Here is a 19,477-nt window from a genome sequence, read left to right as displayed (position 1 = left end):
TCAACGGTCGAGGTCCCGCAGCACCCGCCGGCCGATGGACCAGCGGTGGACCTCGGAGGGGCCGTCGTAGATGCGGAACGCCCGCACGTCACGGAAGATCCGCTCCACGGGTGTGTCCGACGTGACGCCCCTGCCCCCGAGGATCTGCATGCTGCGGTCGACGACCCGCCAGATCGCCTCGGCGCAGACCGTCTTGGCCATGGACGAGGCTTTGCCGGCCCGCTCACCGCGGTCCAGCATCCATGCCGTGTGGAGGATGTGCAGCCGCGCGGTTCTGATGTCCATCTCGTTGTCGGCGAGCATGAAGCTCACGCCCTCGTGGGCCCCGAGGGTGACTCCGAAGGCCTCGCGTTCGGCTGCGTAGCGGGCGGCGGTGTCGTGAGCGCGTCGGGCGGCGCCGAGCCAGCGCATGCAGTGGGTGAGACGGGCGGGCGCGAGCCGCACCTGCGCGTAGCGGAACCCCTCGCCGCGTTCGCCGAGCACCGTGGATGCGGGGACCCGGACGTCGGTGAAGGTCATCTCGGCGTGGCCACCGGTGAAGGAGCTGTCGAGCGTGTCGAGCACGCGGTCGATCGTGATCCCGGGGGTGTCGGAGGGAACGAGGGCCATGGTGGCGCCGTCGAATTCGTCGTCGCGGGCCATCACGATGCCGACAGCGGCACCCGGTGCGCCCGTTATCAGCCACTTGTGACCGTTGAAGACGAGTTCGTCCCCGTCGCTGTGCACGGTGCTCGCGAGCATCGAGGGATCCGAGCCGGCCCCCGGGGAGGGTTCGGTCATGGCGAAGAACGTTCGTATCTCGCCGGCGGCGAGGGGGGTGAGCCACCGTTGTTTCTGCTCGTCGGTGCCGACGTGCTCGAGCAGATGGGCGTTGCCCTCGTCGGGGGCGGCGATGTTGAGGGCGATCGGTCCGAGCATCGACCAACCCGCCTCCTCGAAGACGATCGCGCGGCCGACGTGGCTGAGTCCGTGACCGCCGTAGCGCTCGGCGACGTGAGGGGACAGGAGGCCCTCGGCTCCGGCCAGAGCGACGAGTTCGTTCTTGAGCTCGTCGGTGGGGCCGTGTTCACCCCACCGGGGATCCGACTCGTAGGGAACGACCTGATCCCGTACGAACGTCGCGGTGCGGCGGGCCAGCTCCAGGTCGCCGGGTTCGGGGCTGAAGTCGATCATTCGGAGTCTCCGGTCGGTTCGAGGAGTGCGCGGACCGTTGCGTAGTCGGCCTTGCCGTTGGCGGCCCTGGGGACGCGATCCACGACAAGGACCCTACGCGGTGTCTTGAAGCCGGCAAGGCGGCCGTGGACGTGCGATGTGGCGAGCGTCACGAGTTCGTCGTCGCTCATCGCTGCGCCCGCCGTGGGGGAGCGGGCGAGCACGGCGGCCACGGTCTCGCCGAAGCGGTCGTCCGCCATACCCACGACGAGCGCATCGTCCACTGCGGGATGGCTCTTGAGGGTCTCCTCGACCTCCTCGGCGAAGACCTTCTCGCCGCCGGTGTTGATCACGTTGGAGCCCCGGCCGAGCAGGGTGATCGAGCCGTCGGCCCCGACGGTCGCGAGGTCTCCCGCGAACGCGTAGCGCACCCCGTCGATCGTGCGAAAGGTACGGGCCGACTTTTCGGGGTCGTTGTGGTAGCGCAGGGGGACGTCGGGGCCGGAGCGACCCACCCAACCGATCTGGTCCGATCCCGGTTCCAGAGGTGTGTCGGTGTCGTCGAAGACGCGGGTCCCTTCGAGTGGGGTGAACTCGCCCGCCCGGCGCGGCGCGCCGGCGGCGGCGACCGCCGAGCCGATACCGCCCTCGGACGCTCCCAGGACATCGAGTACGACGAGGCCTGGAACGGCCTCTATGAAGTCCCTACTGACCTCGGCCGAGAGCATCGCCCCCGAGGAGATCACCGCTGCCAGGCTCGTCGTGTCGTAGGGCTCGCCCCGCTCCCGGGCAGCTGCGAGCTCGCGCAGGAGTGGGCGGGCGAACGAATCCCCGACGAGCACGATTCGGTTCGCGCCCTTCTCGGCGACCACGCGCCACGCCTCGGCGGCTTCGAAGCTGTGGGATCTGAGGAGATGGACGACACCACCGCAGGTCAGCGGGACGACGGCCCCCAGCCAGATCCCGGTGCCGTGCATCAGGGGACAGACGGGCAGCGAGCGTGGAATCCGGTCGGGCTCGACGGCTGACACGGCCGACACAACGTCGTCGACGGAGTCGAAGGGCGTCACACCGAGAGTCATCGCGGCCACGCCGCCGAGCCAGTCGGTGAACGAGCCCATCGAGTAGACGACACCCTTGGGTACGCCGGTCGTTCCGCCGGTGTAGATCATGTAGAGGTCGTCGCGGTCGCGACCGATCCGAGGTGCGGGATCGGCGGTGAGAGCCTCTTCGTAGGCGACGGCTCCCCCGACGCTCGCCGAGGCGGTCGGCTCGCCGAGCGTGTCGACCTCGATCAGTGCCCGGATGCCCGGCACCCGTTCGACCACGTCGGCGACGACCGGGGCGAGGGTCGCGTCGTAGACGACGGCGCGTGCGTCGGCGTCGAGCAGCACGTGGGCCAGTTCGTCGGGGCGGTAGCGGAAATTCACGTTCACGGGGACCGAGCGTGACTTGAAGCAGGCGAAGTGGGCCTCGAGGTACTCGGGTGAGTTGTGGAGGTAGAGCGCCACGCGGTCGTCACGTCCGACGCCGTTGGCTGCGAGAAAGGCCGCCAGGCGTGCGGACCTGTTCTCCCACCGACTCCAGGTCAGCTCGCGCGCTCCGTGGGTCACGGCGGGGGCGTCACCGATCGTGTCCGCCAGTGCCTCCCAGATGTCGGCATACACGAGTGTCAGCGCGCCGTCCCCCTGTGGTGGGCAGGCGCCCCCCGGCTGCCTGCGCTCCGCTGTGCCGACATCTATCGTACGGCTGTGACGCGTGTCGGTCTCTGTCTGCCCCAGCTCGGCTCCCACGTGACGGCTGACGTCGTCCGGGGTTTCTGTGAGTCCGCGGAGGAGATCGGTTTCGACAGCCTCTGGGTCCAGGATCACTTCCTCTACCCGTTGGAGCCGCAGCGCCCGTACGGCGGCCGCTCCGGCTCCACGGTGCCCGAGCCCTACAGGTCCGTGCTCGGACCCACCGAGTTGCTCGCCGCTGCCGCCGCGTGGACCACGACGCCGCGGTTGGGTACCAGCGTCCTCGTCGCCGGCAACCATTGGCCGGCCCCGCTGGCCCAGAGCCTCGCGACGGTCGACCTCCTCTCGGGTGGGCGCCTCGACGTGGGACTCGGTGTCGGCTGGAACGCCGAGGAACATGTTGCCGCGGGAACCGATGTCGCCACCCGGGGCCGTCGCTTCGACGACTTCCTGGACGCGCTGCTCGCGTGCTGGGGCGAGGACCCCGTCGAGCACCACGGTCCCTACGTCGAGGTGCCGAAGTCGGTCGTGCGACCGAAGCCCGTCCAGTCGCCGCGGCCGCCGCTCATCTCCGGGATGTGGTCCGGCGCCGGTATCGAGCGGACCCAGCGCCGCTTCGACGGGTGGAACCCCGCAGGCTGGACCGTCGACGCCGCGGCGGAGAAGGTCGCCGAGATGAACGGGGACCGGCCCGCGGGAATGGCGCCGTTGACCGTCCACTTCCGCACGTTCCTGCAGCTTCCCCACGAGGCCGACTCCCCGGCCGACGCCGTGGGGCGGATCGCCGCCGTCACCGCCGAGGCCCGCCGGGCCGGCTTCGCCGAGGTCATCGTGGAGGCGAACTTCTGGGACGAGGTCGACAGCGCGGCCTCGTGGCTCGCCGTTCCGCAGCGGTGCCGGCCGATCCTCGAAGCCGCGCGGGGCTGAGTCCAGCGTCGCCGACGGCCGTGCCTCGACCTGCTGTCGGTGTCAGCGGCGGTCGATGCCCACACCGATGAGGTCGGTCAGTTCCGCCACCAGCTCGTCCACGGTCCGCGCCCCACGGGGATCGAACCAGCGGTGCACCGAGTTGCACAGCCCGAGCACGGCGTTGACGGTCACCTTCGGGTCGGCTCTGCGCAGTGATCCGTCGGCGACGCCCTCGGAGTAGACCGTGCTGAGAATCGACCCGTACTCCCGACCGTGTCGCCGGACGGTCTCGGCCGCGGCGGGGGAGAGCCCGTCGCGTTGGATCTCGAACACGGCGTTCGCCTCGACGTTGGCGAGGAACACCCGCAGGTGTGTCTCGACCAGCCGTGTGAAGCGCTCCGCCCCGGACCCGGGCCCGTCGGCGATCTCACGCGCGGAGGTGATCGCAGGCTCGACGATGCGTCGGTAGATGTCGACGAGCAGCTCCTCCTTGCTGTCGGCGTAGTAGTAGATCGCAGCCTTCGTGAACCCCATCTCCGAGGCGATGTCCTGCAGGCTCGTCCGTTCGTAGCCCTTCTCGTAGAAGAGGCGGAGGGCGACGTCGAGCAGTTCGCCGCGCCGTTCGGCCCGGAGCCCGGGGCGCGTGTCTGTTCCGTCGGTTCGGGTGCTCACACCTCGGGCTCCGCGACGTCGACGAGCACGTCGCCACGTCGCACGAGGTCGCCCTCGGCGAAGTGGAGGTTCGTGACCACACCGGCGCGGTCGGCCGTGATGTGGGTCTCGAGCTTCATCGACTCGACCACGGCCACGGTGGCGCCACCCTCCACGCTGTCACCGACGGCGACGAGGTAGTGGAGCAGTACGGCGTCCATCGGCGCGACCGCGCCGCGGGTGGCGGCTCCCTCCGATCGGCCTCCGGAACGTTCCCGCCGAGTTCGGGTCATCTCGGCGGTCCGCTTCGTCGAGCCGCGTACGGGGATGGCGATGTGGAGGTCACTCGAGCCGATGTTGATCGTGGCGATCCTCTCGGTCGGGGCTTCGCCGCTGCCGGCCACGGCCGAGGCCGCGGGCGACACCTCGACCGTCCCGGTCGGCCCGTCCGACGGCACCCGGATCTCACCGGCGTCGATGGCCCCCGTCCAACAGCTCAGCTCTGAGAACGGTGGGGATCCGAGAACCGCGTCGATGAACGCGGCGGTCGTGGGCACCCCGACCACCTCGAGTTCGCGCAGGGCCCGTCGGAGTCGGGCGATCGCCGTCGGACGGTCCTCTCCGAGTGCACAGACCTTCAGAAGCAGCGAGTCGTAGTGGGCGGTGACCTCGGAGCCTGGGGCGACGCCTGACTCGACGCGCACCCACGGTCCCGACGGCAGGGTCAGGCGCGAGATCAGGCCCGTGGCCGGCTGGAACCCCGCGGCGGGGTCCTCGGCCAGGATCCGGGCCTCGATCGCGTGGCCGCGTACGGCTATGGCGTCCTGGTCGAGTCCGGACGCCTCGCCGCCGGCGACGACGAGTTGGGCCCGCACGAGGTCCACCCCCGTGACGAGCTCGGTCACGGGGTGTTCGACCTGCAGGCGTGCGTTGACCTCGAGGAAGAAGAACTCCCCGCTCACGGGGTCGAACAGGAACTCGACGGTGCCCGCCCCCCGGTAGCCGACCTCGGTGGCGAGGGCCACCGCGCCCGTGAGCATCCGTTCCTCGACGTCGGCGGGGAGGTGCGCCGCCGGGGCCTCCTCGATGAGCTTCTGGTGGCGCCGCTGGATGGTGCAGTCCCGGGTGCCCAGATGGAAGACCCGGCCGTCGGGATCGCCGAAGATCTGGACCTCCACGTGGCGGGGTCGATCGACGAGGCGTTCGATGTAGATCTCGTCACGGCCGAAGGCGACGGCACTCTCGCGTCGGGCCGCCTCTATGGCGCCATCGAGCTCCGCGGCCGAGTCCGCCCGCCGCATGCCACGCCCGCCACCCCCGAAGGCCGCCTTGACCAGCACGGGTAGGCCGATCGACTCGAGCACCGGTGCGTCGACCGTCGAGGCGCCCCCCAACGGGTGGCCCCGGAGCACGGGCAGGCCCGCGCGTTCGGCGACGTCGCGGCCCGAGAGCTTGTCGCCGAGAAGCGCCATCGTCGCCGCCGCCGGCCCGACGAACGCAAGGCCGGCCGCCTCCACCATCTCCGCGAAAGGGGCGTTCTCCGCGAGGAAGCCGTAGCCAGGGTGGATCGCGCCCGCGCCGGTGTCCAGCGCGGCCGTGATCAGGGCCGCGCCGTCGAGGTAGGGCCGGGGGGAGCCGTCGCCGACCGCCACGGCGCGGTCTGCGAGTCGCACGGCGGGGGAGTCGGCGTCGAGGTCGCTGTGGGCCACGATCGACTCGATGCCGAGGTCTCGGCAGGCGCGCACGATCCGTACGGCGATCTCGCCGCGGTTGGCGACGAGTAGCGACTCGATCATGTGCGGTCCCCTCTCACTTGTGGACGTGTCACCCGGTGCTTACTATACGGTCAGTAAGTAACGGGCGCAGCGTCACATCCGCGGTACGCGCAGGGTGCGGCCGCCGTCGCTGGGCCGTGCGCTCCACACGATGGGTTGGACATGACCGATGAAGCACTCCGAAACGATGTGGCTGTGACCTCGGGGGACGCATCGTCACCCGACGTCGACCCGGCGATGGCGGAACTGACGCGCCGGCGCGAGATCGCGCTCGCGATGGGCGGTCCGGCCGGAATCGCGAGGCACCGCGAGTCGGGCCGGCTGACGGTGCGTGAACGCGTCGAGCGGCTCGTGGACCCCGGAACCTGGCACGAGGTCGGCCTTCTCGCAGAGCCCGAGTTCCGTCGGGACAAGCCCGTTCCCGCTGATGCCGTGGTCACGGGCTATGCACGCATCGACGGCCGGGAGGTGGCGCTGATCGGCATCGACTCGACGATCCTCGCCGGCACGACGGCCCCCGTGAGCATGCGCAAGCAGGGACGGCTGATCGAGATGGCCCAGCGCGCGGGAACGCCCATCGTCTACCTGTGCGATGCCGACGGTGGTCGTATGCCCGACGTCATGGGTTGGCGGTTCTCAGGTCTGCCGTTGGACTTCCGGACCTTCCTCGAATCCCCGCCCGGTGTGCCCCACGTGCCGCGGGCCGCAGCGGTGCTCGGGCCGAGCTACGGCGATGCCGCCCTGCACGCCTCGACCTCCCACTTCGTCGTCATGATCGAGGCCGGGTCGTGTGCCCTGTCGGGACCCTCCGTCGTCGGCCGGGCGATCGGCGAGAAGGTCGACCACGGATCGCTTGCCGGGCCGGAACTGGCCGAGACCGCCGGCAACGTCCATCTCACGGTCGAGGCCGAAGACGACGCCTTCGAGGCTCTGGCCGCGTTCCTGTCCTTCATGCCCCCGACCGAGGCGCACGCGGCACCGCTCGCGGTGCCCCGTGAACCCGCCACCGACCCGGCCGCCATCGCCGGTCTCGTCCCCTCAGATCCACGACGCGGCTACGACATGCACGCCGTGGTGGCCAGCATCGTCGACGGTGACTCGATCCTCCCGTGGGGGCACCGGTGGGGCCCCGCGGTGGTCTGCTTCCTCGCCCGGATCGAAGGCCAGCCCGTCGGTGTCGTCGCCAGCCAACCCCTGGAGGGAGCCGGTGCGCTCGACCCGTCGGCGCTCGCCAAAGAGGCCGCGTTCGTCGACATCTGCGACACGTTCAACCTGCCCCTGTTGTTCCTCCAGGACGTGCCGGGGCTCCTGATCGGGACCGATGCCGAGAGAGGCGGGATCCTCCACGCCTACGAGACCGTGACCGCGCGCATCGCCCGGGCCTCCGTCCCCAAGGTCACCGTCGTCATCCGCAAGGCGTACGGGGGCGGGCACTTCGCTCTGGGCGGCCGCCCGACGCGGCCGGACTTCGTCTACGCCTGGCCGAGCGCGGAGCTGGGTTTCATGGCGCCGGAGGTGGGTATCGCCGCGGTTCACCGCCGGGTCCTCGAACAGGCCATGGCCGACGGGGGGCAGGAGGCCTTCGACGCCGCCCACGCGGAGCTCGAGCGCGAGTGGCACGACGAATCCCAACCCTGGGAAGCTGCCGCCAACTTCCACCTCGACGACGTCATAGACCCGGCGCAGACCCGGCGGGTGGTGGCTCGCAGCTTCGAGGTGGCGTGGGGATCCTCCGGACGAGTGAGGGAGACGAGGCGATGACCGAGACCGACGGGACCGATCCCGACATCACCGTCGGGCGCGAAGGGTCCGTGATGGTCGTCACGATGATGGCCGACCGCCGGATGAACGCACAGCGACGGACGTTCTGGGCGGCGCTTCGCGACGCCCTGACGGAGGCCGAGGCGGACAGTTCGGTCCGCACGGTCGTGATCACCGGCGACGGCGACCGCGCCTTCTCGGCGGGGGGCGACATCCACGGATACCTGGCTCTGGAGACCGTCGGCGACCGGCGGGACTTCATCCTGGACTGCATGAGGACGTTCCAGGCGGTGGAACAGTGCTCCAAGCCCGTCATCGCCGCTGTGAACGGGATCGCCTTCGGTGGTGGGCTCGAGCTCTCGCTGGCGTGCGACGTGATCATCGCATCCGACCAGGCCCGATTCGGCGTGCCCGAGGCGCGTATCGGTCTCGCTCCGGGATTCGGCGTCTACCGCCTCCTCGACCACCTCGGCGCCGGCTGGGCCCGCTACCTCGTCTACACGGGCGAGCACCTCGACGCTGCACGCGCCGAGCGGATCGGCCTCGTTCAGGAGGTCGTGCCCCACGCAGAGCTGCACGAACGGGCACTCGCCCTGGGCGAACGCATAGGGCAGTCCGCTCCGATCGCGCTGGCGACAGCGAAGGCGGCGATCAACGGCGGCCTGAACACCCGCTACCTGAGCTCCGTGGACGCCATCGCGATGTTGCAGTCCACCGAGGACGCCGACGAGGGTGTGGTCGCCTTCCAGGAGAAGCGCCCGCCCCGCTACGAGGGACGCTGACGATGGCCGACGGACCCGGTGAACTGGCGGCCGACCCCTTCGTCGCCCTCATGTGGCGGTACGTGGTCGAGTACACGAACACCCACGACGCGTCGGTGTGTGACGAGATCATGGATCCCGGGTACTGCCTCCACATGGGCGGACACGACGTCCGGGGCCGCGACGACGCGTACAAGCCCGCCGTCGCCGCGCAGTACCGGCAGTTCCCGTATCTCGGGATCGTGGCGCACGACGTCGTCTCGAACGGTGACCGCCTCGCCCTGCACTTCTCCGAGCACGGCGCATCGAACCGCTTCGACGGGAACACCGCATCCTGGAGCGGCATCGGCGTCTATGACTGGGACGGAGCGCGCCTCCTCGAGAACTGGGTGGAGCAGGACTACTTCGCCCGTCGCCTCCAGTTGAGCTCCGGCGTACCGACACCGCTCGACCCACCGGCGCTGGACCCGTGGGTGGTTCCCGCTGTGCCGGCCGACGCGGGAACCGAGGCGGCAGCGCGTCGGTGGCTCGAGGAGGGACGCCTCGACGGCGAGGGGATCGTCGTCGACGATCGCGGGCACGCTCCCGGTTCGAAGCAGCCGCGTATCGACGTGACCGACGTCACCGTCGACGACCTGTTCAGCGCCGGCACGAAATTCGGCTTCCACGCCACCTGGCGGGGTGTCTACGTGGGCGGTCTCGACGGGCAGGACGATGCCGTCGGCACCGAGGTCCTCCACTACTTCTCGGGGATCGGCACGGTGACCGGGGGCATCGTGACCGCCCGGGTCATCACCGACCGCCTCGGGCTCGACAAGCGCCTCTCCGCCGGAGCCGGCTGAACGATCCCCGCCCGATCCCTCAGCGGGCGTACTGGCCGTCGTCGACGGCGATGGTCGCGCCCGTGACCGCCTCCGAGTCCGGCGACACGAGGTAGAGCAGCGTCGAGTCGATCTGGGCGGGGGTCATGAGGCGCTTTCGGGGAAAGCCCTCGGAAGGGTCGCCGACCCGTTCGATCATGCCGTCGAGCATCTCGGTGGCCACCGCTCCGGCCATGATGCAGTTCACGTTGATCCGGTGCCGCGCCCACTCGACGGCGAGTACCTCGGTCATGCGGACCACGCCGGCCTTGGTGACCGAGTACAGCGATGCCCCGGCATCGGCGTAGGTGCGGGCGAACATCGAGGAGATGTTGACGATCCGGCCCGGACGGTCGGACTCGATGAGACCACGCGCCACGGCACACGACAGGACGTACGGAGCCCGCAGGTTCGTGTCCAGTACGCGGTCGATGAGATCGAGCGGCATGGTGTGCGCGAGCCGGGCGTCGGGGATCCCGGCGTTGTTGACGAGGATCGTGACCATGCCGAGTTCATCGCGGATCCGGTCGACCGCAGCGGGTAGCGACGCAGCGTCCGTGACGTCGAGCGGAAGCGGCATGCAGCTGTGACCGGCGGCCCGCAACTCGGTGGCCATCGTCTCGAGGCGGTCGGCCCGTCGGCCCGTGAGCACGACCGTCGCGCCGTGGCCAGCCAGGATCTCAGCGAAGCGGCGCCCGAGTCCCGACGTCGTGCCGGTGACGAGCGCGACCTGTCCGGTCAGGTCCGGCAGGGGGGTGGATGGCGACGGCCCGGTCATGGTCTGCCGGCGATGTCGCGCCCCACGATCTCGCGCATTATCTCGTTGGCCCCACCGTAGATGCGGGTGACCCGGGCGTCGCGCCAGAGCCGCGCGATCGGATACTCCTCGATGTAGCCGTAGCCACCGAAGAGCTGCAGGCAGCGGTCCGCTGTGGCGAACTCGAGTTCGGTGGCGTGGAACTTGGCCGCCGCGGCGTCCACCGCGGTGAGCTCACCGGCGTCGAGTGCGACGATGCAGCGGTCGATGTGACTCTGGGTGACCTCGATGGCGGTGTGCATCTCCGCGACGGCGTGGCGGACGCTCTGATGGTCCACGAGGCGCTTACCGAAAGTCTTGCGTTCACGGGTGTGGTCGAGGGTCAAGTCGAGGGCCCGTCGTGCCACGCACACCCCGTTCACCGCGATCGAGAGCCGCTCGCGGGCGAGGTTCCGCATGACGAGGCGGAAGCCCTCACCCGGCTCGCCGAGGACGTTGGAAGCGGGAACCTCGCAGTCGGTGAAGAACAGCTCCGCGGTGTCCTGGGCGCGGCGGCCGATCTTGTGCATCGGTGCGCCTCTCGTGAAGCCCGGGGTGTCGGCTTCGACGGCGACGAGGGTCATCCCGCGACCATCGGCTTCGCCCGTGCGGACCAGCACGAGGGCGAGGTCGGCCGTGGCGCCGCTCGTGATGAAGGTCTTCGATCCGTTGATGACGATGCGGTCGCCGTGCCACGTCCCCGTGGAGGCGAGAGCGGCGAGGTCCGAACCCCCTCCCGGCTCGCTGAGCGCGAGCGCCGCGATGAGCTCTCCGCTGACGAAACCGGGGAGCCACCGCTGCGCCTGGGCCTCGTCGGTGACCTCGATCAGGTAGGGGGCGAGGATGTCATTGGCCATCGTGAAGGCGTCGCCGTTGACGCCCGATCGGACGATCTCCTCGGTGATGACGGCGTTGTAGCGGAAGTCGCGGATCGCCAGTCCACCGTGCTCCACGGGTGCCTCGAAGCCGATGAAGCCCGCCTTGCCGGCCTCGTGCCAGTAACCGCGGTCGACGGTCCCGCGTTCCTCCCACTCGTCGGCGTGGGGGACGGCGTTGCGCTCCAGGAAGGTCCGGAACGCCGCCCTGAACTGCTCGTGGTCGTTGTCGTAGAGCCGGCGTCTCACGTGGTCGTCTCCATGTCCGGGGTCTGTCCTGCGCTGGCCGTGCGCGACTGCGTCACAGCTCGCGCACGGGGTCGCCGCCGTCCCAGCCGGCTGCTGCGTCGGCAACCATCGCGTAGAAGTCGAGGAGGCGATCGCTGGGCTCGTACAGCTCGATCATGTGGCCCCGGGTCGCGGTCGTGTCGACGAACGTGAAGCGCGTCTGTCCCCAGGCGAGGGCGGTCTGTGCAACCGGATGGCCGGCAGCCTCCAGCCGGGCCGCCTCGGCGCCGACGTCGTCGCAGAAGAGGGCCATGTGGTGTAGTCCGTAGCGCCCGGGGGCGAACATGTCCCGCACGGCCGAGGGGCCGTCACCGTGGTCGACCACGAGTTCGAGCATCAGGTCGCCCCACTGGCCACAGGCCGAACTGTGGTCGAAGGCGGCCAGGTGGCCGCGGTGCACGACCTCGGTGACCGGGATGTGGTCACGTACGAAGAACGGGCCGGCCCCCTCCTCGGCGGCCCAGCGCGTCGCGGCGGCGCGCACGTCGTCCACGACGTAGGCGATCTGCACGGGGGTGCCGTTGGCGGGTCGGGTCACATGCCAGAACCTACTCGGGGCCGGGCGGCCGAGTGGTGGGCGCCCCGGCGCACATGGGACGCTGGAGTAGTGAAGGATCCAGCCGACACCGACGACCAGCTCCTGTCGGCCCTGCTGGCGGTGACCACCGCATCCGGGCTCGACGCGGAGTCCGTCGACGGTGTCGTCCAACTCACCGCGGGGGCGTCGCGACGTACGTTGATCTTCGACGCGATCAGCGCCGATGGGGAACGCACGCCGCTGGTCGTCCAGGTGAGTGTCGGCGCGGATGCGCTCGCCATCGTCGATACGCCTGCCGAAGCTGCGCTGCTGGAGCGGGCCGACGCAGCCGGCGTCACAGTTCCCGGGTTCGTCGGGTCCGGCGACAATGACGGCCTCGGCGGGCCCTGGATCCTGACCCGCGCGGTGGCCGGCGAGACCATCGCCCGCCGGATCCTCCGCGACGACGAGTTCGCAACGGCTCGCGAGCGTCTCGTCGGGCAGTGTGGGAGGGAACTGGCGGTCATCCACTCCGTCGAGGTCGGGGACCTCGATCTGGTGGATCTCGACGACCCGGTCGCGGATCTACGTGCGCGCTACGACGGGTTCGACCAGCCGCGGGCGGCCTTCGAGATGGGTTTCGTGTGGCTCGAGGACAACCGCCCCGACCCGGTGGAGCCGACACTGGTGCACGGCGACTTCCGCCTGGGCAACCTCATCGTCGCCGAGGCGGGCCTGAGCGCCATCCTGGACTGGGAGCTCGCCCACCGGGGCGATCCGGCGGAGGATCTCGCCTGGTTGTGCGTACGCGCCTGGCGGTTCGGCGGGGCGGACCCCGTCGCCGGAATCGGCTCGCGCGAAGAGCTCCTCGGTGCCTACCGGGCGGCCGGGGGGCGCGAGATGGATCTCGAGCGGCTGGCGTGGTGGGAGGTCTACGGCACGCTGCGCTGGGGCGTGATCTGCATGCAACAGGCCGGACGTCACCGTTCGGGCGAGACGCGATCGGTCGAGCTCGCTGCCATCGGCCGGCGGATCTGTGAGAACGAGTACGAGATCCTGGAGCTGGTCACATGAGCCCTGGTCGTCGCCGGATGTCCAGCGGGGGGTGGGTGCGGTGACGCCCGAGGACCTCCACGGCCTGCCGTCGTCGGCGGAGCTGATCGAGGCCACGCAGGAGTGGCTGACCCGTGAGCTCGCACCGAAACTCGACGGCCGGGACGCCTTCATGGTGAGGGTGGTGAACAACGTGCTCGGTCAGGTGGAGCGTGAGATGGCCACCGGCGCCGAGCAGGCGGCCGCGGTCTCCCACGAGCTCGAGACGCTCGGGTACGCCGACGAGGCGGCCCTGGCGTCGGCGATCCGTGGCCGATCGGTGCGTATCGACGATCCCGAGGTGATCGCCGTCGTGCGGGCGGTGGTCGACGCCCGCCTCGCGGTAGCCAATCCCCGCTACGTCGAGCGACGCTGACGCCAGAGGGTCAGCCGCGTGTGCGCGGTGACCCCTGGTGGAGTCGGTTGCCGCCCGAGCCCTCACCAGCGGCGCCTTCGGGCGTGGGTGCACGGCGGGTCCGTACGAGGACCTGCTGGGCGCTCGATGCCACCAGAAGTCCGTCGCGGCTGTAGAGGCGACCCGTGGTCAGACCCCGAGCGCTGACGAACGTCTCCGCCTCCACGTCGTGCAGCGTCCACGCGTCACCCCGCTGAGGGCGGTGGAACCACATCGAGTGATCGAGACTCGCGGCCACGTAGGGGTGGTCCAGTGGGCGGGCCGGGTTCCAGGCGGGTTGAAGTCCCAGTACGGCTCTGGTGGGCAGCGAGTCGGAGAGGAAGACGTGTGCGCACGCGTGCGCACACGGGTCCTCGGGCATCTCGCCTTCGACCTTGAACCACGAGCGCTCGTTGGCGGACGCGAGCGGATCGTCGACCGAGCGCCGGTCGAGAACCGGCAGCCAGGACGAGCTCTCCACCGCATCGGGTGGGTCGACGTCGGTCGGCATCGTCGCGCCCTGGATCTCCGTGCCGCCCTCGTCGACGTGGAAGGAGGCGGAGAGGTTGAGAATTGCTCCGTCGGACTGGCGGGCGACGACGCGGCGCGTGACGAAGGACCGCCCGTCGCGCAGTCGATCGACCTCGTAGCGGACCGGTTCGCTCAGGTCGCCGGGGAGGATGAAGTAGGCGTGCAGGGAATGCGGGAGGACGTCGACGTCGATGGTCTCCCACGCCGCCCAGAGGGCCTGGGCCATGACCTGTCCGCCGTAGATCCGCCCCCACGGGTACGGGAGGCTGAATCCGAGCCAGGTGTCGTCGTCGACCTTCGCGAGATCGAGTAGGTCGGCGAATCGCGTCGTCGACACGACGCCCTCGGTATCAGTCATCGTTCTCCCGGTGCTGTCTGCGCGGCTCGTGGGGCGACATCGCCCTACGTTAGGCCCTCAGGCTCCGGGGTAGCAGTCTCAGACGGGTGCGCCCTTTTCCTGCGTCGACGTAGGGGTTCCGCCCGCCGGGTCGGTGGTCGGTGGTCGGGGGTTCGTTCCGGCGGCGATCTGGGTCATCACCACGCCGACGATGATGAGTCCGCCGCCCAGCAGCGCGATCGGCTCCGGCACGATGTCGAGGATGAGCCACGAGGCCCCGAGAGCCGCGAAGGGCACGGCGAACATGTAGGCCGAGGTCTGGCTGGCCGTGAGTTTCGTGAGTGCCTTGAACCACAGCAGGTACGGGACGACGGTCCCGCCGATCACGAGGTAGATCATCCAACCCCAGGCGGCCGCGGGCATGTCGTCGAGTCCCCGCGCGGCGTGAGGCATGAGCGGGATCATCGTGATCATCCCTGCGACGAGGACGATTCCGACCCCGGTGATCGGCGGGAACCGGCCCGACATCGGCTTCGACATCACGGTGTAGAGGGCCCAGCCGATCGGGGTCGCCAGGGTGAGAGTCGCGCTCAGGGGGTCGTCGACGGTGATGGCCGCATCGCCGCTGCCTGCGAGGATCACGACGCTGGCGCCCGACAGGGCGACGAGGAAGCCGAGGATCTGGCGGCCCCGGAAACGTTCCGAGAGCAGCATCACGGCGAAGACCGCCGTGAACGCCGGCGCCGTCGAGACGATGACCGAGACGAGAGGCGGCGAGAGGAACTTCTGGCCGTAGACGATGGGGATCTGCGTGACGGGGACGGCGATGACGCCGACGAGGAACAGCCGGGGCAGGTCCGACCGGTCGAGTTTGGGCCTCGTCTCGGCGCGCAGCGCCATCAGGACGAGGAAGACGAGTCCGATCAGGGTGAACCGGATGGTCGTCAGCTGGAGGGAGTCCACGTAGGGACGGACCTTCGCGATCGCCACGAAGACCATGCCCCACATGGCCGCTGTGGCTGCCAGTGACAGATGGAGCAGGAACTTCTGCATCACGTCGACCCTAGCAAACTGTCGGACTCAGACAGGTTGCGGGCCGGCGGCTAGATTTCGACCCATGACAGATGACAGAGGAAGACTGGCCGGCAAGGTGGCGATCGTGACCGGTGCCGGGTCGGGATTGGGACGGGCGTCGGCCGAGTTGTTCGCAGCCGAGGGGGCGTCGGTCGCCTGCGTGGATCTCGACGGTGGGGCCGCCGCGCAGACCGCCGACGCGATCACCGCCGCCGGGGGTTCGGCTGTCGCGATCAGCGCGGACGTGTCGTCGGAGGCGGACACCGAGGCGATGGCCGCGGCCACCGTCGACGCCTTCGGTCCGCCCACGGTGATCTACGCGAACGCCGGGATCGCGGGGCCGGGGCGCGCCGGTGACATCTCGGTGGCGCAGTGGGACCGGGTCATCGCCGTGAACCTGACGGGTGTGTGGCTGTGCTCCAAGGCGGTGCTCCCCCACATGATCGCGGCGGGTGGCGGATCGATCGTCAACCAGGCCAGCGTGGGCGGAGTCATCGGGGTTCCCGGGATCGCCTCGTACGCAGCGGCCAAGGCCGGGGTGATCGGTCTGACGAAACAGATGGCCGTCGACTACGGCCCGGACAACGTGAGGGTCAACGCGATCTGCCCCGGGACGGTCCCGACGCCGCTCGTCCGCAAGACGTGGGAGGTCGCCGGCGGCTTCGCCTCCGGATCGGGCGGGGCCGACGGGCGCCCCGACTTCGACGCCGTGGTGGCGGCGTCCGAGCAGCGATACCCGCTCGGACGTCTCGGCACCGTCGACCACATCGCTCAGGCCGCGCTCTACCTCGCCTCCGACGCAGCCGATTGGACCACCGGCACGATCCTCACCGTCGACGGGGGCCTGAGCACCGCCTGAGTCGTCCGGAGGGCGTGCGGGTCCGTGGCTCGCCGCGAACGAGAAAGGGCGGGGCCCGCAGGCCCCGCCCTTTCTGTAGGTCAGTGACTCAGATCACTGGGTGAACTCGAGGCCGTACACGCCGTCGAGCTGCGGTGCGTAGAACTCGAAGGGGTTGGCCTGCACCATGCCGCCCGTGGCGGGGTCGAGCTGGAACGGAGCGCCGCACGGGCTGTGCTGGCTCTCGGACCAGTCGATCGGGCACGACAGCCCCATCGTGTCGAACTGACCCTTGAGCGCCTCGGTCAGGCCCTCGCGGGTGACCTCGCCGTCGGCTTCAGCCGCACGAAGGATGGCCTGCTCGAAGATGTAGCCGTTGAGGTAGCCGTGGGCGAAGTTGAGGATGAGTTCCTCACCCTCGTAGCCCGCGAGCGCTGCGCAACGGGTCATCTCGGCGGCGCCTTCGGTGTCGTTGTTCGCGGTGACGAACGAGTGAATGCCGAAGGTCTGGTCGGTCACGTCGGCCGGCCCTTCGGTGAAGACGGAGTTGCCTGCCACGCCGTGGATACCGATGACCGGGATGTCGGTGATGCCCGCGTCGGACATGGCCTGGAGGACGACGAGCGCCGAGCCCGGCGAACCGTGCAGGGTCACGTAGTTCGTGCCCAGCTCATCGATCGCCTGCTGCAGCTCGACCATCTGAGCGGTCGCCTCGGAGGCACCCGGGGCGATGAAGAGCGTGCCGGTGTAGGTACCGCCACCGGCTTCGACCGATGCCTGGACGTACGTGGCGAACTCCTGGCCCGAGGGGACCTCGAGGCTGATGCCGGTGACGACGGCGTTCTCGAGGCCACCGACGTCGGCCGCGATCTGACCGGCGGCGATGTCACCCTGGTCGCCGTAGTGGGCGATGTTGTTGAAGAACTGATCGCCGAGGAACTGGGCGTCGATCGTCTGGGGCGGTCCGATCACGGGGATGCCGAGCGCCTCGACCTCAGGCGCGAGTGCGGTCGTGATGGCGGAGTTGCCCATGCCGACGAGGGCGAGGATCTTGTCGTCCTCGGTGAGCTTGGTCCAGTTGACCGTCGCGTTCTCGAGGGAGAACTGGTCGTCCTCCGCGATGAACTCGATCTGGCGACCGAGCACGCCGCCACGCTCGTTGAGACACTCGAAGTAGGCCTGTGAGCCGTGCGAGTTGAACGACTGGGCCGAGGCGGTGGGACCGGTGAGGTCACCCATCCAGCCGACCTTGATCACGTCGTCGGTGATTCCCTCGTCCTCGTTGGAGGGGACGGTCACGTCGTCCATCGGCTCTTCGCCGTCGTCCATCGGCTCTTCGCCGTCGTCGGACGGGGCTGAGCCGTCGTCGCTGGCTGCACCGTCGTCGCTGGAGCCGTCGTCTGACGAACCGTCGTCAGATGCCGCCCCGTCGTCGCCCGACGCCGACGTGTCGTCGTCGTCGCCGCATGCGGCAGCGATGAGTGAGATCGCGAAGATGATCGCAAGAAGTCGCAGCAGTCTGCTACGTCGCATAGATGTCCCCTCCTGGGAAGTGTGAATGAATATCCCCCACCAAACGTCCGTTTGGTGACGAGGTGAGACTAGCGGCGTACGGCGGCTTCCCGGACGCGGGCAGGGTCACGCCGGGGCGCGAGAAGGGCGGACCGGAACGTGTCCGGCCCGCCCTCCAGGTCACCACCCCGGGGGGGCGGCTCAGGGCTTTCTCGCGAGTTCGCCTAGAAGTCGATGCCGTACACGCCGTCGACCTGTGGCGCGTAGAACTCGAACGGCTCGACCGGGACCATTCCGCCCGTGGCCGGGTCCAGAACGAACGCCGCGCCGCACGGGCTGTGCTGGCTCGTCGTCCAGTCGACCGGGCACGAGATCCCCATCGTGTCGAACGGCGCGGCCCGCAGGGCATCGGTCAGGGTCGCACGGGTGAGCTCACCGGTGGCCTCCACCGCACGGATCGCCGCCTGCTCGAAGATGTAGGCGTTGAGGAAGCCGTGGGCGAAGTTGTTCACCAGCTCGTCGCCCGAGTAGCCCACGAGCTCGGCGCAGCGGGTCATTTCGGCCGAGGCCTCGATGTCGTTGTTGGCCGTGATGAACGTGTGGAAACCGGTGGCCTGGTCGTCCATGACCTCGGCGGGACCTTCGATCCAGACCGAGTTCGACGACATCGTGTGGATGCCGGTGAGGAAGATGTCGGTGATGCCGGCGTCGGCCATGGCCTGAACGGCAACGAGGTTCGTGCCCGGCGATCCGTGGACCGTCAGGTAGTTCACGCCCTCGTTCTCGATTGCCTGCTCGAGCTCGACCATCTGGGCGGTCGCCTCGGTCTGGCCCGGGGCGAGGAACAGTGTGCCTGCGTAGGTCCCGCCGGCCGCAGTCACCGAGTCCTCCACGTACGCGGCGTACTCCTGGCCCGAGGGAACTTCGAGGCTGAAGCCCATCACGACGGCGTTCTCGATGCCGCCGAGGTCACCGGCGATCTGTGCCACGGCCATGTCGGCGTAGTCGCCGTAGTGGGCGATGTTGTTGAAGAAGTGCGTCCCGTCGAGCTGGGCGTCGATCGTCTGGGGCGGGCCGATCACGGGAATGCCGAGACGCTCCACGTCGGGACCGAGCTGGGTGGTGATGGCAGAGTTGCCCATTCCGACGAGCGTGAGGATCTTGTCGTCCTCGGTGAGCTTGGTCCAGTTCACCGAGGCGGCCTCGGCTCCGAACTGGTCGTCCTCGGGCAGGTACTCGATCTGGCGACCGAACAGGCCTCCACGCTCGTTGAGACATGCGAAGTACGCCTCGGAGCCGTGGGAGTTGAACGACTGCGAAGAGGCGGTGGGGCCGGTGAGGTCACCCATCCAGCCCACCTTGATGACGTCGTCGGTGACGCCCTCGTCCTCGTTCGAGGGGGTGGTCAGCTCGCCGCCGTCGTCGCTGGAGCCGTCGTCTGACGAACCGTCGTCAGATGCCGCGCCGTCGTCGCCCGACGCCGAGGTGTCGTCGTCGTCGCCGCACGCGGCCGCGATCAGTGAGATCGCGAAAATGATCGCGACAAGTCGAAAAAGCCTGCTTCGTACCATGTGGTGTCCCCTCCTGGGAATGTGAACGATTTCCCCCACCAAACAGA

General features: G+C 69.5%; 18 protein-coding genes. 7 read left to right on the top strand and 11 right to left on the bottom strand.

Annotated elements, in window-relative coordinates; genetic code table 11:
• Together RIE08_04190 and RIE08_04185 are read right to left on the bottom strand one after the other, a co-directional pair.
• Window positions 1-1,173 carry an acyl-CoA dehydrogenase family protein gene (locus RIE08_04190; GenBank protein MEQ8716788.1) on the bottom strand — a complete coding sequence of 391 codons (1,173 nt, stop codon included), beginning with the start codon at window positions 1,171-1,173 and terminating at the stop codon, window positions 1-3.
• Complete coding sequence (locus tag RIE08_04185; GenBank protein MEQ8716787.1) at window positions 1,170-2,819, bottom strand: AMP-binding protein; 1,650 nt, start codon at window positions 2,817-2,819, stop codon at window positions 1,170-1,172. Before RIE08_04185 ends, RIE08_04190 begins: the two co-directional genes overlap by 4 nt.
• Window positions 2,820-2,903: 84 nt before the next feature.
• Between RIE08_04185 and RIE08_04180 the strand changes: the two genes are divergently transcribed.
• A complete protein-coding gene (locus RIE08_04180; GenBank protein MEQ8716786.1) occupies window positions 2,904-3,815 on the top strand; it encodes a TIGR03619 family F420-dependent LLM class oxidoreductase in 912 nt (303 codons plus the stop codon).
• Window positions 3,816-3,857: 42 nt separating this feature from the next.
• On the opposite strand, the gene RIE08_04175 is transcribed toward RIE08_04180, so the two are convergent.
• Entirely contained in the window at window positions 3,858-4,469 is a 612-nt protein-coding gene (locus RIE08_04175; protein MEQ8716785.1) for a TetR/AcrR family transcriptional regulator, read from the bottom strand.
• Window positions 4,466-6,244, bottom strand: a complete 1,779-nt coding sequence (locus RIE08_04170; GenBank protein ID MEQ8716784.1) for a biotin carboxylase N-terminal domain-containing protein — start codon at window positions 6,242-6,244, stop codon at window positions 4,466-4,468. Before RIE08_04170 ends, RIE08_04175 begins: the two co-directional genes overlap by 4 nt.
• Before the next feature lie 141 nt (window positions 6,245-6,385).
• Here RIE08_04170 and RIE08_04165 point away from each other — a divergent pair, with 141 nt between their 5' ends.
• From RIE08_04165 to RIE08_04155, 3 genes are read left to right on the top strand one after another with little or no spacing between them, the layout of a single operon-like run.
• Window positions 6,386-7,984 carry a carboxyl transferase domain-containing protein gene (locus tag RIE08_04165; GenBank protein ID MEQ8716783.1) on the top strand — a complete coding sequence of 533 codons (1,599 nt, stop codon included), beginning with the start codon at window positions 6,386-6,388 and terminating at the stop codon, window positions 7,982-7,984.
• Entirely contained in the window at window positions 7,981-8,766 is a 786-nt protein-coding gene (locus RIE08_04160) for an enoyl-CoA hydratase/isomerase family protein (protein ID MEQ8716782.1), read from the top strand. The genes RIE08_04165 and RIE08_04160 overlap by 4 nt, the downstream gene beginning before the upstream one ends.
• A 2-nt stretch (window positions 8,767-8,768) precedes the next feature.
• Window positions 8,769-9,587 carry an ester cyclase gene (locus RIE08_04155; protein MEQ8716781.1) on the top strand — a complete coding sequence of 273 codons (819 nt, stop codon included), beginning with the start codon at window positions 8,769-8,771 and terminating at the stop codon, window positions 9,585-9,587.
• 19 nt (window positions 9,588-9,606) lie between these two features.
• Here RIE08_04155 and RIE08_04150 read toward each other — a convergent pair whose 3' ends face one another.
• The 3 genes from RIE08_04150 to RIE08_04140 are packed head-to-tail and all read right to left on the bottom strand — an operon-like array spanning window position 9,607 to window position 12,102.
• The gene (locus RIE08_04150) at window positions 9,607-10,383 is read right to left on the bottom strand and encodes an SDR family NAD(P)-dependent oxidoreductase (GenBank protein MEQ8716780.1); all 777 of its coding nucleotides are present in this window, start codon (window positions 10,381-10,383) and stop codon (window positions 9,607-9,609) included.
• On the bottom strand, window positions 10,380-11,525 hold the full coding sequence (locus tag RIE08_04145; GenBank protein ID MEQ8716779.1) for an acyl-CoA dehydrogenase family protein: 1,146 nt from the start codon (window positions 11,523-11,525) through the stop codon (window positions 10,380-10,382). The genes RIE08_04150 and RIE08_04145 overlap by 4 nt, the downstream gene beginning before the upstream one ends.
• Before the next feature lie 52 nt (window positions 11,526-11,577).
• Window positions 11,578-12,102 carry a VOC family protein gene (locus tag RIE08_04140; protein ID MEQ8716778.1) on the bottom strand — a complete coding sequence of 175 codons (525 nt, stop codon included), beginning with the start codon at window positions 12,100-12,102 and terminating at the stop codon, window positions 11,578-11,580.
• A gap of 69 nt (window positions 12,103-12,171) precedes the next feature.
• Between RIE08_04140 and RIE08_04135 the strand changes: the two genes are divergently transcribed.
• Both RIE08_04135 and RIE08_04130 read left to right on the top strand, forming a co-directional pair.
• Entirely contained in the window at window positions 12,172-13,155 is a 984-nt protein-coding gene (locus RIE08_04135) for a phosphotransferase family protein (protein MEQ8716777.1), read from the top strand.
• Between the two features lie 40 nt (window positions 13,156-13,195).
• Window positions 13,196-13,549: a DUF6285 domain-containing protein gene (locus RIE08_04130; GenBank protein MEQ8716776.1), complete on the top strand. Its 354-nt coding sequence runs from the start codon at window positions 13,196-13,198 to the stop codon at window positions 13,547-13,549.
• 10 nt (window positions 13,550-13,559) lie between these two features.
• Here RIE08_04130 and RIE08_04125 read toward each other — a convergent pair whose 3' ends face one another.
• The gene (locus RIE08_04125; GenBank protein MEQ8716775.1) at window positions 13,560-14,456 is read right to left on the bottom strand and encodes a thioesterase family protein; all 897 of its coding nucleotides are present in this window, start codon (window positions 14,454-14,456) and stop codon (window positions 13,560-13,562) included.
• A gap of 78 nt (window positions 14,457-14,534) precedes the next feature.
• The gene (locus RIE08_04120) at window positions 14,535-15,488 is read right to left on the bottom strand and encodes an EamA family transporter (protein ID MEQ8716774.1); all 954 of its coding nucleotides are present in this window, start codon (window positions 15,486-15,488) and stop codon (window positions 14,535-14,537) included.
• A 64-nt stretch (window positions 15,489-15,552) separates the two neighbouring features.
• Between RIE08_04120 and RIE08_04115 the strand changes: the two genes are divergently transcribed.
• The gene (locus tag RIE08_04115) at window positions 15,553-16,368 is read left to right on the top strand and encodes an SDR family NAD(P)-dependent oxidoreductase (protein MEQ8716773.1); all 816 of its coding nucleotides are present in this window, start codon (window positions 15,553-15,555) and stop codon (window positions 16,366-16,368) included.
• A gap of 93 nt (window positions 16,369-16,461) precedes the next feature.
• On the opposite strand, the gene RIE08_04110 is transcribed toward RIE08_04115, so the two are convergent.
• The gene (locus RIE08_04110) at window positions 16,462-17,880 is read right to left on the bottom strand and encodes an ABC transporter substrate-binding protein (GenBank protein MEQ8716772.1); all 1,419 of its coding nucleotides are present in this window, start codon (window positions 17,878-17,880) and stop codon (window positions 16,462-16,464) included.
• A gap of 203 nt (window positions 17,881-18,083) precedes the next feature.
• The gene (locus tag RIE08_04105; protein MEQ8716771.1) at window positions 18,084-19,430 is read right to left on the bottom strand and encodes an ABC transporter substrate-binding protein; all 1,347 of its coding nucleotides are present in this window, start codon (window positions 19,428-19,430) and stop codon (window positions 18,084-18,086) included.
• Window positions 19,431-19,477 lie beyond the last annotated feature (47 nt).

The organism is Acidimicrobiales bacterium, from assembly GCA_040219085.1.
GTDB lineage: Bacteria > Actinomycetota > Acidimicrobiia > Acidimicrobiales > JAVJTC01 > JAVJTC01.
This window is presented reverse-complemented; position numbering and strand designations above follow the sequence as displayed.